Source organism: Advenella faeciporci, assembly GCF_014652395.1.
In the GTDB taxonomy this organism is placed as follows: Bacteria; Pseudomonadota; Gammaproteobacteria; order Burkholderiales; family Burkholderiaceae_B; genus Advenella; species Advenella faeciporci.
Genome location: NZ_BMYS01000001.1, coordinates 182,630 through 197,161, shown reverse-complemented (window position 1 = coordinate 197,161; position 14,532 = coordinate 182,630). Strand labels below are relative to the sequence as shown.

10 protein-coding genes are annotated in these 14,532 nt (G+C 48.4%); 7 read left to right on the top strand and 3 right to left on the bottom strand.

Annotated elements, in window-relative coordinates; all coding sequences use genetic code 11:
- Window positions 1–38 precede the first annotated feature (38 nt).
- A complete protein-coding gene (locus IE074_RS00910) occupies window positions 39–707 on the bottom strand; it encodes an epoxyqueuosine reductase QueH (protein WP_189383556.1) in 669 nt (222 codons plus the stop codon).
- Window positions 708–775: 68 nt separating this feature from the next.
- Window positions 776–3,586: a bifunctional [glutamate--ammonia ligase]-adenylyl-L-tyrosine phosphorylase/[glutamate--ammonia-ligase] adenylyltransferase gene (gene glnE, locus IE074_RS00905; protein WP_189383555.1), complete on the bottom strand. Its 2,811-nt coding sequence runs from the start codon at window positions 3,584–3,586 to the stop codon at window positions 776–778.
- Window positions 3,587–3,697: 111 nt separating this feature from the next.
- Between glnE and IE074_RS00900 the strand changes: the two genes are divergently transcribed.
- Both IE074_RS00900 and IE074_RS00895 read left to right on the top strand, forming a co-directional pair.
- The gene (locus IE074_RS00900) at window positions 3,698–7,387 is read left to right on the top strand and encodes a YhdP family phospholipid transporter (RefSeq protein WP_189383554.1); all 3,690 of its coding nucleotides are present in this window, start codon (window positions 3,698–3,700) and stop codon (window positions 7,385–7,387) included.
- Between the two features lie 24 nt (window positions 7,388–7,411).
- Window positions 7,412–7,651, top strand: a complete 240-nt coding sequence (locus tag IE074_RS00895; RefSeq protein WP_189383553.1) for a hypothetical protein — start codon at window positions 7,412–7,414, stop codon at window positions 7,649–7,651.
- A 152-nt stretch (window positions 7,652–7,803) separates the two neighbouring features.
- On the opposite strand, the gene IE074_RS00890 is transcribed toward IE074_RS00895, so the two are convergent.
- On the bottom strand, window positions 7,804–8,235 hold the full coding sequence (locus IE074_RS00890; RefSeq protein ID WP_189383552.1) for a hypothetical protein: 432 nt from the start codon (window positions 8,233–8,235) through the stop codon (window positions 7,804–7,806).
- A gap of 105 nt (window positions 8,236–8,340) precedes the next feature.
- On the opposite strand from IE074_RS00890, the gene IE074_RS14945 reads away from it, so the two are divergent.
- From IE074_RS14945 to lon, 5 genes are all read left to right on the top strand, one after another.
- On the top strand, window positions 8,341–8,466 hold the full coding sequence (locus IE074_RS14945) for a hypothetical protein (RefSeq protein ID WP_268247299.1): 126 nt from the start codon (window positions 8,341–8,343) through the stop codon (window positions 8,464–8,466).
- A 105-nt stretch (window positions 8,467–8,571) separates the two neighbouring features.
- The gene (tig, locus tag IE074_RS00885; protein WP_189383551.1) at window positions 8,572–9,882 is read left to right on the top strand and encodes a trigger factor; all 1,311 of its coding nucleotides are present in this window, start codon (window positions 8,572–8,574) and stop codon (window positions 9,880–9,882) included.
- Between the two features lie 2 nt (window positions 9,883–9,884).
- Window positions 9,885–10,541: an ATP-dependent Clp endopeptidase proteolytic subunit ClpP gene (clpP, locus tag IE074_RS00880; RefSeq protein WP_189383736.1), complete on the top strand. Its 657-nt coding sequence runs from the start codon at window positions 9,885–9,887 to the stop codon at window positions 10,539–10,541.
- A gap of 83 nt (window positions 10,542–10,624) precedes the next feature.
- A complete protein-coding gene (clpX, locus tag IE074_RS00875) occupies window positions 10,625–11,941 on the top strand; it encodes an ATP-dependent Clp protease ATP-binding subunit ClpX (protein ID WP_189383550.1) in 1,317 nt (438 codons plus the stop codon).
- A gap of 104 nt (window positions 11,942–12,045) precedes the next feature.
- Window positions 12,046–14,505, top strand: coding sequence for an endopeptidase La (lon, locus tag IE074_RS00870; protein WP_189383549.1), 2,460 nt, complete (start codon window positions 12,046–12,048; stop codon window positions 14,503–14,505).
- Window positions 14,506–14,532: the final 27 nt, after the last annotated feature.

Below are 14,532 nucleotides of genomic sequence, written 5' to 3'. Positions count from 1 at the left end.
CCAAAAACGAGGCCTTTTGTTTGGATTTTGTGATGTATTTAGCTTTTATCTTCGTTGCGATAATAATTGACACCGATTTTAATCCGTTCACGTCCCTGGTTTTGCCGGTGCCGGTTGGTGTCTCGAAGCGAATAGACGCAGCCGCAATATTCCTGCTGGTAGAATTCTTCGCGCTTGCTGATTTCAATCATGCGGGCCGAGCCGCCGCCTTTGCGCCAGTTGTAGGTCCAGTAAACCAGTTCGGGGTAACGGGCAGCCGCGCGCTCGCCACAGCCGTTAATCTGGTTCATGTCTTTCCAGCGGGAAATGCCCAGCGAGCTGGTAATTGTGTCAAATCCGTGTTCGTGTGCATACAGGGCGGTACGCTCAAAGCGCATGTCGAAACAGGCGGTGCAGCGTTCGCCACGCTCTGGCGCGTTTTCCATTCCCTTGACGCGTTCAAACCAGTTGTCGACATCATAATCCACATCGATGAAAGGGACGTTATGCAGTTGTGCAAAGCGGATGTTTTCTTCCTTGCGGATTTCATATTCCTTGACCGGATGGATATTCGGGTTGTAGAAGAAAATCGTGTAATCAATACCTGATGCAAGCATTGCTTCCATGACCTCGCCAGAGCAGGGTGCACAACAGGAGTGCAGAAGCACTTTACGGTGCCCTTGGGGTAATTCCAGGACAGGTCTTTTGATATCAGTGACGGTAACCATGGCAGTAGGACAAAAATATTGCAAAGATTCATTTTAGAATATTTTTGTCCTGAATTCAGGGCTTTGGCTCATTGTGAGGGATTGCTTTCCTGCTCTCGGGTGCCGGGAAAGACGATTTCCCATAGTTTATCCACCGCTTTGCGTTCGCCAAGCAGCAAATTACTGTCTATGCGTGCCTTTTCCTGCCCAAGCAGCCTGACCGCATGTTGTGTTTTACGCAAAGTACGATAAGCATCCGCCACCTCATTGGCCAGATCTTCGGGAATAAAGCCGCCTTCCGCAGCGATTTTAAGCAAAGCAATATTGCCAAGATTATCCAGCAGCCGTGGGTATTGATGTGAATAGGCCAGCACCAGATATTGGGTCATGAATTCAATATCAACCATGCCGCCGTGGTCATGCTTCACATCAAACATACCCGAATGATTGGGGTGGCCAGCCCGCATTTTGGCACGCATATCGATAATGTCCTGCCGGAGTTGCTCCCGGTCCCTTTCTTTGAGCAGGATATTGCGACGGATCTGTTCAAAGCGCTTGCCTATGGCCTTGTCGCCTGCGCAGAAGCGGGCTCGGGTGAGTGCCTGGTGCTCCCAGGGCCAGGCGTGTTCAAGCTGGTATTTTTCAAAGGTATCAACCGAGATGGCCAGCAGGCCCGCATCGCCATCGGGGCGCAGGCGCAAGTCAATTTCGTACATCCGGCCTGAAGAGGTCATGCTGGAAAGCCAGGTGCTCAGACGTCGTCCCAGTTTTGCATAAACCTCAAGGGCGTAGTCGGCCGGATCATCAAAAAGCAGCACCAAATCAAGGTCTGAGGCATAACCCAGTTCTTTGCCGCCCAGTTTGCCATAGGCAATCACGGCAAAACGCGGGTAGTCAGGTACTTGCTCATTAGTCTGTTCCGGTTTGGGTTTGACGGCAGGCCAAATGCGTTTCAGGCTTTCTTCCAGTAGTAAATCGGCCAGGTCTGACAGATGGTCGGCCAGTTTTTCAACCGACAGGCCGCCTGACAGATCCTGGGCCAATAACTGAAAACTGACCTGTTTCTGAACATCTCGCATGATGTTCATTTGTTGTTCAACGTCAGGTTGTCCGTCTTGCAGTACGCAGGCGTCCAGGTCTTTACTTAGCTGCGTGGCAATATGGGAAAAATCCACGTTTTGCATTAGGGTTTGCCAGTCGATAAGCCCATCCAGCAAAATCGGGTTGCGGATCAGGTAACCGGCCGCCCAGTGGCTGGCGGACATGATGCGGGCAACTCTGGCCAGGGTTTCCGGATACTCGGCCAGCAAGGCAATATAGGCACTGCGCTGTGCAATCGCCTCAATCAGGTCAAACAGGTTGCCGCAGGTCAATTGAGGGTCATCGGTTTTGGCTGCGGTTTCCAATAATGTGGGCAACAGTTTTTTCAGTCGCGTGCGGCTTGAGCCTGAAAGGGTGCGGATGCGACTGCTGTTCAGCAATGCCTTGATGCGGTTTTCAATATACTCATGGCTTTCCGGTGAAAAAAATTGTTGAATCAGTTCAGACAGGTCAGTATTGTCAGGCGTGTCAGAGTGATGGCTGCCAGATGCAGGCTCTTCACCCATGCCTGCGATACGGAATGCGTTTCGAAACGCCCGGGACACCACCCGGCGGTGTTCGTTAAGCTGTGACCGGAATGCCGGCTCTTCCATGTTCATGGCCTTGGCCAGTGCGGCAAATCGCTCGGGGTCGGCCGGCAACAGGTGAGTTTGCTCATCTTCACGATATTGCAGCATGTGCTCTACGCGCCGCAGGAAACGATAGGCATTTTCCAGCAGCAGACCCTCTTCCTTGGTAATGAGTCCTATGCCTATTTCGGCATGGAGGGCGGGTAACAGGCCCCTGAGTTGCAGGGATGGCATTCTGCCGCCACGAATGAGCTGTGACAGCTGAACGGTAAATTCGACTTCACGAATGCCACCTTCACCCAGTTTGATGTTGTGAATGCTGTCCACGCCATTGCGGTTAAGGGCTTTGCGCTGCCAGTCCTGTCGAATGCGCTCGCGTAGCTGACGTAACGAGGCAAGGGCGTCAAAATCAAAATACTTGCGATACACAAAGGGCGTGCGCAGGCTTTTCAGCTGGGCAATGTCCTCTTTGGGCGAGCTTTGTTCAAAATACTTGACGGGAATGATTCTGGCCTTCAGCCAGGCATACCGTTCCCATTCCCGCCCCTGGGTAATCAGGTAATTTTCCAGCGCATCAAGACTCCATGCCAGTGGCCCTGCATCACCATCGGGTCGCAAACGCAGGTCGGTGCGGAAAACATGGCCATCGGCATTTAATTCAGACAGGACGGGCATCATGCGTTGGGTCAGGCGGCCATAAAACTCATGGTGGCTTAAAGGGCGGCGACCCGTGGTTTCACCTTCCTGGGCATACAGCATGATCAGATCGATATCGGAAGAAACATTCAATTCTTTGCCGCCCAGTTTGCCCATGCCCAGAATGATCATTTCCATGGGCCTGCCGGTTTCAGGGTTGATGGGTTCGCCATGAGTGTGCACCAGATCCTGCATGATGCTCATATAAGCTTGCTGCACGGCCAGATCGGCCAGAAAACTCATGCTTTGGGTAACCTCTTCAAAACAGGCCAGGCCATTGATGTCCCGTACCATGAGGGCGCAGAATGTCCGATTCCTGAGCTTGCGCAAAACTTGTTTGCATTGCTCGGTGGCCATGGGTTGATGCACGGGCTGGCCACTTGCCTGCGTAAACCACTGCTGAATGATGTCGGCTGTAATGGGGTGCAAAATGTCCTGGCTCAGTTCGGTTTTCAGCTGTTCATTTGTGCTGATTTTACGTTGCAGGTAACCGGACCATTCAAGGGCGCGGGTTAAGCTTTTGGTTGGCATCATGCGTTCTCAAAAAATGTAAAGATATGTCTAACGACTGTTTCTGTGGCCTGAGGCAATGCTGTATTGGATATAATACACTGGACTGTAACCATCAAGATGTGAGCCGCCCCAGTGAGCGTTGCCAGGAAAATTTTACGCTATTGTCTAGTCGTTTTTATTGGTTTTTTGATTCTGCTGGCTGCCTTGTCATTGGGAGTCAGGTATTTTCTTGTTCCAAACCTGCCTCAATGGCTTCCTCAAATCCAGGCATATATCAGTAAAACGCTGGATATGGATGTTCGGGTCGAGCAATTGTCGCTTGCCTGGGAGGACAGCCCGGTCTTGCAATTGGAAGGCGTCACTATTGAAAATAGTGAGAAAAATGAATATTTGAAGATTAAATCGGTTTCGGCGGGGGTAAACTGGCTGGACTTGTTACGCATGCGTCCTTTTTTGTCTGAAATCAGTATCAATAACGCTGCCTTGAGTATACGCAGGGATTCAAGCGGAAGCATACGCTTGCTGGGGCAAGTACTGGTCGGACAGGACAAAGCCAGCGTGCCCGATACTGCGGTGAATAACGGGGAGTTGTCCTCATTGGCAGGATGGTTGGAATCGCTGTCTTCGCTTAGTCTGAGACAGACCGATTTGATCTGGATTGATGAACAGAGTCAGGCTCGGCCATTGGTATTGTCTGGAGTCACACTAGATATAAAGCGTGCTCATGATGAGCTTGATGTTTCATTTTTTGCCCATTTACCCGAACAGCTGGGTCATTCTCTGGCTCTTGATGCGACTTTGAAGCAGGCTCCGGATGCGGAAGGGCCCTTGCAGTTCAGCGGTAAAATTAATGCAAGGTTAAACGGGCTGTCTTTGCTTGATCTTGCGCCATGGGTAAATATTCCCGGGCAGCTTCGTTCAGGGTATCTCAATCATGCCGCGATTGTCCTGGAAATGGACAGGAATAAAATCGGTGAAATCTCACTGGATGCCGAAGCAAGGGATTTCAGGCTGGAAGATCACTTAAGAAAACATGCCTTTATTGTTGCTTCCGGTCTTTTACGGTTAAAGCTTGATACCAGCTTCAGCAACATTCAGGCGGAAATCAGGCGGCGTTTGCGTGCCACCAATGCAGAACAAATGCCCCATGAGGATTTGGCCACGCTTACTCCCTGGGCATTCTCTTTTATGGCCAGCCAGTTTTTCTATGATGACAAAACGTCCTTTAATGAGCCTGTCAGTCTTGATCAAACCAATGTAACGGGTCGCTTTGAGCGCGATGAGCAACAGTTTCCGTGGGTCAGCATACAACAGGGAAGCATTAAAAATGACGATATAGATATCAATGTCAGTGGCAGTTGGCATTTTGATCCCAATTCGGATAATGGTATTGTTGATCTGCAAGGCGATCTTCATTCACTGAAATTGCCGCATTTGTATCGTTATTTGCCCAATGTTATTGATGAGGATGCCCTGGATTGGCTTACCCATGCCTTTAAGGACGGCCAATTGGACAATGCGCCTTTTACGTTGAAAGGGGTTGTTGATCATTTTCCTTTTGGGCTTCGGTCACAATCCGGTGATTTTCAGGTAAAGGGTGACTATAAAAACTTGGCCCTTGATTATCACCAGGAAGAAATAAAAGGGCGTAAATGGCCAATTGTTTATTCGGAAAACGGCAGCTTTGACTTTCGGCGCGACAAGATTGCCCTGCAGTCCGGGCATGCCTATTTTTTGATTCAGGAAGATCAAAAAATTGATCTGAATGATTTTTCCGGTCTTGTATCCAATATCGAAAAAGGCACGGAGGTGGAGCTGCAAGCCAATTCAATGGCGCCGGCCGAAAATTTTCTGTCGTTTACTCGAATCACGCCTTTGGGTTATCTGATCAATAACGCACTGGATACCGCCAGCGCAACGGGCACCTGGCAAATTCCGTTACGTCTGTTTATTCCGGTGAATGAGGCGGATAATGCCAAGGTAAGCGGAACCATCAATATTCAGGATGCCGATTTTCAATTTGAGCCAGACTATCCCTGGTTAAAAAAAATGAATGGTTCCTTGCGGTTTGATGAAACCGAATTGGTGGCGCAAAAACTTGAAGGGAGCATGCTGGGCGGGCCTGTTACCCTGGATGGCAATATTGGCTCTTCAGGTAAAGCCTTGAGTATTAAAGGGATGTTTACCGGTGAGGGACTCAGGGAGATGCTCTCGGTTAAAGGCATGAGCCGGATAAAGGGACAGGCCAATTACGAGGCGAGGTTTGATTTTCTGGCGGGTGGAAAGGTAAATGTGCAAGTCAATTCCTCCTTGCAGGGGCTGGCCCTGGATTTTCCGGGTGAAGTGGGCAAGGCCGCCGCTGTCTCAAAACCACTGCGGGCTCGCTGGATAAGTGCTGCCAGTAAAAATAACGATAATGCCAGAGTGCTTGAGCTGGAGCTGGGGCAGGGTGACGTCAAGGCTGTTTTTGAGCGAGATGTCCGTTTAAATACCGGCGCTTTCTTTTTTAGGGGAGGGATAGGCATCCTGGCTGCCCCGTCAATGCCTGCCAATGGCTTGAAAATATCTGCCAAGCCGACTTTCATTGATGTCCAGCAATGGCTGGATATTGTTGATGAGTTTGATACTGGAAAAACCGCGGGTAAGCCGTCGCAGGTGTTTCCCGATGTCAGCGCATTGCAGCTGGATGCAACCTCTTTGCGTTATCTTTCACAAACCATTGCCCAGGCCAGGGTTTCGGGTATTAAAAATCCCAAATCATCCGCATGGGGTTTTCGCATTGATGCCCAGGCAGTGACTGGAGACATTGACTGGGTGCCAGGCAAGGTTGCCCATGAAGATTTTGTGGCTGCCCGTTTTGACCGTCTGGCCTTGAATTCAGCAGCTGGGGGTAAAGAAGAAAACAACGCTCAGGCCAATAACAGTACCAATAAGCGCTTGGATTTACCCAGGCTGGATATTAGTGCTAAACGGTTCTTGGTGTTTGACAAAGAGTTGGGCTCTCTTAACCTGAAAGGACGTAAAAAAAACCCGCAGGATAATTGGCAAATTGACAATCTGACCATTAACAATGCTGGTGGCTCTTTGTATGCCACCGGTGCACTTAAAACAGAAAATAACAGTACAGGGTTGGATCTTAAGTTGAACCTGAATTTTTTGGATTTGGGGAAATTACTCTCTGTTCTGCTCGAGAAAACAGTGGTTGCCGGCGGTAAAGGGCATATGAATGGCGCGCTGAAATGGCCCGATATCACCGATCTTGATTTGAATCAGATTGATCTTAATCTTGAGAGTCAGGTCACAGAAGGCAGGTTGCTGAGTATTGACTCGAAAGTGGCCAAGGCCCTGGAGCTGCTGGCTTTGCAATCGATTCGCCGGATTCCGGATTTTGGCAGTACATTGGGTAATTCATTTAAGGATGGCGTCAGTTTTGATATGGTTAGGTCCAGGCTGGAGATGAAGCAGGGTAATATGCAGGTTTCTGATTTTCGACTGAGTGGTCCGGCCGTGGCTATTGTTGCTTCCGGGGTAACCAATATCAATACCGAGGCGCTTGATTTTCAGGCGGTGGTGGTGCCTAATCTTGATATTAGCGGTGCTGCCATTTTGACGGGTGTGATTGTTAATCCGGTGGTTGGTGTGGGCGCTTTTCTTTCTCAGTGGTTATTGCAGGCGCCTTTGCAGCGTTCATTAACGGCCAGATATTTTGTGCGTGGTACCTGGAGTGAGCCTATAATTAACGATGCAGTCTTGCCAACCGAGGAAGAGTTGAAAGATAAAGAGGCGAGCAAGAAAATCAATGATTTATACAGAAGTAATTAAATTATTTACTTGAGCAGGTTGGAAATGAAAAAAACAGGATTGCTTGCCATCGTTATATTATTGGCTGGTTGTGCGCTGCAGGACGGCATCTCAGAGCCGGATTCAAGTGTTACCCGATATATGTGTAACAAAACGACTGCCGTGGCTGATGCGCAAAATGGAACAGCTGCAGCGTCTGAACAGACCTATCCCTGTACCAAAGAAGAGTTTGAGTCCATGAACAAGGTTTATGATTCCATGGAAGCGTTGAGAAAGAGTCTGTAAGCGTGGCAGCTGTTTTCTGGCATGAGATGTGTTACCCGTGTTAGGACAGGAAGCCAACTGGAATTGATGGGCTAAAAAAATCAAGGCCTCATTTTTCATGAGGCCTTGAGGGTGTTTTAAAAGCTGGCAAAACCACTTGCCGGACAGATAAACTATTTTTTGAACAGGATCTTGTCAAACAGTAAACCGGCAAAGGTGGCAACGGTTGCCACAGCTGCCCAGTGCATATCGCCTGAAGCACCCTGAATAACAATTACGTAAGCAGCGGTACCAAAAATAGTGCCAAAAACGGCCCTGATTGCGAAGTACGCCCAGTTTTCATCTTCAATGGCTTTGTTGTTTTCAGGTACGGAAGCAAAACGACAATGCTGATGGTCAAACAGGCAGGTCGCAATTGAAATGATGGAGCCAAGGGCGCCAAAGAACATGGCGATAAAACTGACAGACCAGGTAATGAGTGCGGTAAACAGACCGAATACAATCAGGCCAATCACGAAACCACCGTTTGAAAAACGTGGTTTGCGGAATTCTTGAGTTTGATCGGGTGTTTCTGTGGAAGTGTTTTGTTGATCAAAATCAGTCATGAGTTCATACCCCTTGAAAAATAATAAAATGTGTACGTGTAAATATTGGCTTAATGATTTTAAGTACGTATTAAAGTGTATTGATTAAATGCCCGAGGTGCAACAATGAAACGGAATATTATACTAATCCTTGCGATTTCTTTAACTTTGTCTGCTTGCGTATATGGAGTGGGTGCGGCAGGTGGAAGCGGTGGTGTGGCCGTTGGCGTGGGTACGGGCGTTGCATTTTGAGTATTTTTGACAAATTAAACATAAAAAAATGATGGCTATCCGCTTTTTTGGGTAAAATGACTGGTTATACTATTAATTTTTCCGCAATATAAAAGGTTTATTTAAATGCAGGCAACGGTAGAAACTCTTGAAGGCCTTGAGCGCCAGGTAAATCTAGTCATATCATTAGACGATATCGAAAAGGACGTTAAAACACAGCTGCAGCGTGTGGCCCGTACTGCCAAAGTACAGGGTTTTCGTCCAGGCAAGGCGCCCATTTCTGTCATAGAACGCAGTCACGGACCTGGTATCCGCTACGATGTCATCAATCAAAAAGTAGGTCAGGAATTCGATAAAATCATCAAGGAAGCCGATTTGCGTGTTGCCGGTATGCCTTCCATCGAGCCTAAAACAGAAGGTGTTGAAGAAGGTCAGGTTGGTTTTGTGGCCAAATTCGAAATCTACCCTGAAGTTGCCCTGCCCGATCTTTCCACACTGGAAGTGGTGCGTTTTACCGCTGAAGTTGGCGATGAGGAAATCAACCGTACCGTTGATATTCTGCGTAAACAGCGTGCCACTTACGAAGCCCGTGAAGATCGTGCGGCTCAGAAAGATGACCGTGTTACCCTGGACTTCGTAGGTACCATTGATGGTGTTGAATTTGAAGGCGGTAAGGCTGAAAACTTCCCCTTCCTGTTAGGTCAGGGCCGCATGCTGCCAGAGTTTGAAGAGGCAGCTACCGGCCTTAAAGCCGGCGAAAGCAAAACCTTCCCTCTGTCTTTCCCTGAAGATTACGCAGGCAAGGAAGTTGCTGGCAAAACAGCTGAATTCACTATTACGGTTAAAGAAGTTGCTGAACCTGTATTGCCTGAAGTCAACGAAGAGTTTGCCAAGTCATTGGGCCAGCCAGAGGGCAGCACCGAAAAACTGCTTGCGGAAATCCGTGGCAACATCGAGCGTGAAGTCAAAAACCGTATCCAGGGCCGTACCAAAGGCAGCGTCATGGATGCGCTGGCAAATGCGGCTACCTTTGATATTCCAAAAGCCCTGGTTGAAAACGACGTCCAGGCACGTATTGCCGCCGCCCGCGAAGAGCTCAAGCAACGTGGCGTGCCCAATGCAGACCAAATGCCGATTCCTGCCGAAACATTTACACCGGAATCCGAGCGTCGCGTACGTTTGGGCCTGTTGGTGGGTGAATTGGTTGAGCAAGCCAAGTTGCAGGTTACACCTGAGCAGGTTCGTGCCCGTATTGAGGAATTCTCTCAAAACTACGAAAAACCCGAGCAGGTTATCAGCTATTATCTGTCTGATCGCCAGCGTCGCGCTGAAATTGAAGCGGTTGTGCTTGAAGACAACGTGGTTGACCATGTTTTGTCTTTGGCAAAAGTGGCTGAAGAAACCATCGCTTTTGATGAATTAATGGGAACAATGTAATGATGCACCGTTTTACCGATTTTTATGCGTCCATGCATGGGGGCGAGTCGGTGACGCCGACCAGCCTTGGCTATATCCCCATGGTTATAGAACAGTCTGGTCGTGGTGAAAGATCATATGATATTTATTCCCGTCTTCTGAAGGAACGCGTTGTCTTCCTCGTAGGGCAGGTTAATGATCAGTCGGCCAATCTCGTGGTTGCGCAATTGCTGTTTCTTGAATCGGAAAATCCAGACAAGGATATTTCCCTGTACATTAACTCGCCAGGTGGCGGTGTTTATGCAGGCTTGGCCATATACGACACAATGCAGTTCATCAAGCCTGATGTCGCTACCTTGTGCACGGGCATGGCTGCCAGTATGGGGGCTTTTCTGTTAAGCTCCGGTGCCAAGGGCAAGCGTTACAGCCTGCCCAACTCACGCATCATGATTCACCAGCCTTTGGGTGGTGCGCAGGGTCAGGCTACCGACATCGAAATCCAGGCTCGCGAGATCCTCAGTTTGCGTGACCGCCTGAACCAGATTCTGTCCAGCAATACCGGCCAGCCTATCGAGAGAATCCGTGAGCATACCGAGCGCGATAATTACATGGCGCCCGAAGATGCACTGGCTTACGGTTTAATTGATAAAGTACTTACCACAAGGGCCGCAGGAGTATAGTTTTGCTATACTATCCTTAAAGGTAACCTTACTGGCCGACCTTTTATACGGTCGGCCTTTTTTGCGAGATATACATACATAATATGGCAGATAAAAACAGTTCTTCCGATGGCAAAGTTTTGCATTGTTCTTTTTGCAACAAAAGTCAGGATGATGTTCGCAAGTTAATTTCAGGGCCCGGTTCGATTTTTATTTGTGACGAGTGTATTGAGCTGTGCAATGAAATTATCCGGGACAGTGCGCATGAAGATGCGCGCGAGGCAATCAAGACAGAGTTGCCTACTCCCGCACAGATCAAGTCATTTCTGGATCAGTACGTTATTGGGCAAGACCAGCCCAAGCGTAGTTTGGCTGTGGCGGTTTACAACCATTACAAGCGCATCCGTCATGGTGAGCTGAACAAAGACGAAGAGGTAGAGCTGTCCAAGAGTAATATTTTGCTCATTGGGCCTACCGGTTCAGGTAAAACCCTGCTGGCTCAAACGCTTGCCCGTCAGCTTGATGTTCCCTTTGTCATGGCTGATGCCACTACCCTTACCGAAGCCGGGTATGTGGGTGAAGACGTTGAAAACATTGTTCAGAAATTGCTGCAAAACTGCAATTATGACGTTGAAAAAGCACAGCGGGCGATTGTCTATATCGATGAAATAGACAAAATATCGCGCAAATCCGACAATCCGTCCATCACTCGTGATGTGTCCGGAGAGGGTGTGCAGCAAGCCCTGCTCAAATTAATTGAAGGAACGGTCGCTTCAGTTCCTCCGCAGGGCGGCCGTAAACATCCCAACCAGGATTTTGTCCAGATCGATACCACCAATATCCTGTTCATTGTGGGTGGCGCTTTCGACGGACTTGAAAAGGTCATTCAAAACCGAACCGAAAAATCAGGGATTGGTTTTGGTGCCCAGGTTCAGTCAAAAACAGAAAAAGGCGTCGGTGAAGTCTTTGCCACGGTAGAGCCTGAAGATATCATCAAGTTCGGGCTGATTCCCGAACTGGTTGGTCGCTTGCCGGTTGTGGCAACCCTGGAAGAGTTGAATGAAGAGGCCTTGGTCAGAATTCTGACCGAACCCAAAAATGCATTGGTAAAGCAGTTCCAGAAACTGTTTGCAATGGAAGATGTAGAGTTGGAAATTCGTCCCCAGGCATTGGTTGCCATTGCCAAAAAAGCACTGAAACGTAAAACTGGTGCCCGTGGTCTTCGCTCTATCCTTGAGGCTGCGCTCATGTCAACCATGTTTGACCTTCCATCCCGTAAGAATGTTATTAAAGTTGTGCTCGATGAGGCCGCTGTCAATGGTACCGGTACCCCGTTACTGCTTTTCAGTGATGATGCCGAGGCAGAGAAGTCATCTTCTTCAAACACTAAAACCCGTAATTTAAAAAACGCAGCAGCATAAACAACATTTTGCTAGTATATGGAGACAAGCCTTGAATTTTTCGGTTTGGCCTCCATATTCCTATCATTATTATTTATAACAGATTGTTTTCAAGGAAATTGCTTATGTCTGCGAGTCAAATTTTGCCTGCAGAATCAATAGAGTTGCCGTTGTTGCCTTTGCGTGACGTGGTGGTTTTTCCCCACATGGTTATTCCTTTGTTTGTAGGTAGGCCCCGTTCCATTCGTGCCCTAGAGGCTGCCATGGAGGCTGGTAAGCAAATCATGCTGGTTGCTCAAAAAACGGCCAACAAAGATGAGCCAGCGCCTGAAGATATTTATGAAATTGGCAGTATTGCCACTATTTTGCAAATGTTGAAACTTCCCGATGGTACGGTCAAGGTGCTGGTGGAAGGGCTTCAGCGTGCGCACGTTGAGGAAATCCGGGATACGGAATCCAATTTCATCGGTAAGGTAATGCCTATTGTTCCGTCCAGTGAGGGTACCGCTGAACTGGAAGCTTTGCGCCGTACTGTCGTATCCCAGTTTGATCAATACGTCAAACTCAATAAAAAAATACCGCAGGAAATCCTCTCTTCATTAAATAACATAGAAGAAACTGATCGCCTGGCCGACACCATTGCCGCCCATTTGCCTTTAAAACTGGAGCAGAAACAAAATCTGCTTAACGAACTTGATGTAACGGCTCGCCTTGAGGCACTTCTAAGCCAGATAGAGGCCGAGATCGACATTCTTCAGGTTGAAAGGCGCATTCGTGGTCGCGTTAAAAAGCAAATGGAAAAAAGCCAACGTGATTATTACCTTAATGAACAGGTAAAAGCCATCCAGAAAGAGCTGGGTGAGGGCGAAGAGGGTGCTGACCTTGAAGAGCTTGAAAAGAAAATTGAAGCAGCTCAAATGCCCAAGGAGGCCCGTGCCAAGGCGGATGCCGAGCTTAAAAAACTAAAGCTGATGTCTCCGATGTCGGCTGAGGCAACGGTTGTCAGGAACTACATTGATACCCTGATTGGCTTGCCATGGAAGAAAAAAAGCCGTATCAATACCTCGCTTGAAAATGCCGAAAAAATTCTTAACGATGATCATAATGGTTTGGAAAAGGTTAAAGAGCGCATTATTGAATACCTGGCGGTGCAGCAACGTGTCGATAAGGTCAAGGCGCCAATCCTTTGCCTGGTAGGTCCTCCGGGCGTGGGTAAAACCTCGTTGGGTCAGTCTATTGCACGCGCAACCAACCGCAAGTATGTTCGTATGGCCTTGGGTGGTGTTCGTGATGAAGCTGAAATTCGTGGTCACCGTCGTACCTATATTGGCGCAATGCCGGGCAAGATTCTGCAAAACATGAGCAAGGTGGGTGTTCGCAACCCGCTGTTCCTGTTAGATGAAATCGATAAACTGGGTATGGATTTCCGTGGTGATCCATCTTCTGCCCTGCTCGAGGTACTTGATCCAGAACAAAATCATACGTTCCAGGATCATTACGTTGAAGTTGACTACGATTTGTCTGATGTCATGTTTGTGGCTACCAGCAACTCCCTGAATATTCCTGCCGCTTTGCTGGACCGTATGGAAGTGATTCATCTGTCAGGTTATACCGAAGATGAAAAAGTACATATTGCTCTTGATCACCTGATTCCAAAGTTAATGAAAAACAATGGCGTCAAAGAGGGTGAGCTTAAGATTGAGGAAAGTGCGGTACGTGATATTGTTCGCTATTACACACGTGAAGCGGGTGTGCGGGCACTGGAACGTGAGCTGGGCAAAATCTGCCGAAAAGTCATCAAGGCAATCCTTATGGGTGCCAAGTCTACGTCCAAAACGGCTGCCAGCAAAGCGACTGCGCCCGTTATTGTTGTGACTAATGAAAACCTTGGGCAGTATCTGGGTGTGCGTAAATACCTCTTTGGTATGGCTGAGAAAGAAAACCAGGTTGGCCAGGTAACCGGTCTGGCCTGGACGGAAGTGGGTGGCGATCTGTTAACCATCGAGGTTGCGGCCGTAACCGGTAAAGGTCTGATTCAGCATACGGGTTCTTTGGGTGATGTTATGAAAGAATCCATGCAAGCGGCGCGCACGGTGGTAAGGTCGCGTGCTCACAGGCTGGGTTTTGCCGATAGCATCTTCGAGAAAAAAGATATCCATATCCACGTTCCCGAAGGAGCAACGCCTAAAGATGGTCCTTCTGCAGGTATTGCCATCACTACCGCTTTGGTTTCTGCCTTGTCGGGCATTCCGGTGCGGGCTGATGTTGCTATGACAGGTGAAATTACCTTGCGGGGTGAAGTGCTGGCCATTGGTGGGTTGAAAGAGAAACTGCTGGCGGCACATCGCGGTGGTATCAAAACGGTTCTTATTCCTGAAGAAAACGTCAAGGACTTATCTGAGATTCCAGATAACGTTAAAAACCACCTGGAAATTATTCCTGTGCGTTGGATTGATCGTGTTCTTGAGGTTGCTCTGGAGCGTTTGCCAATACCATTGTCTGAAGCTGAAATTGCCAAGCTGGCCCAAGAGGCATTGGCAGCAAGCAAAACACCAGCCAGTGTTGATAACCCGGTCAAACATTAAAACATTGAAATATTCAAGCTTGAATGT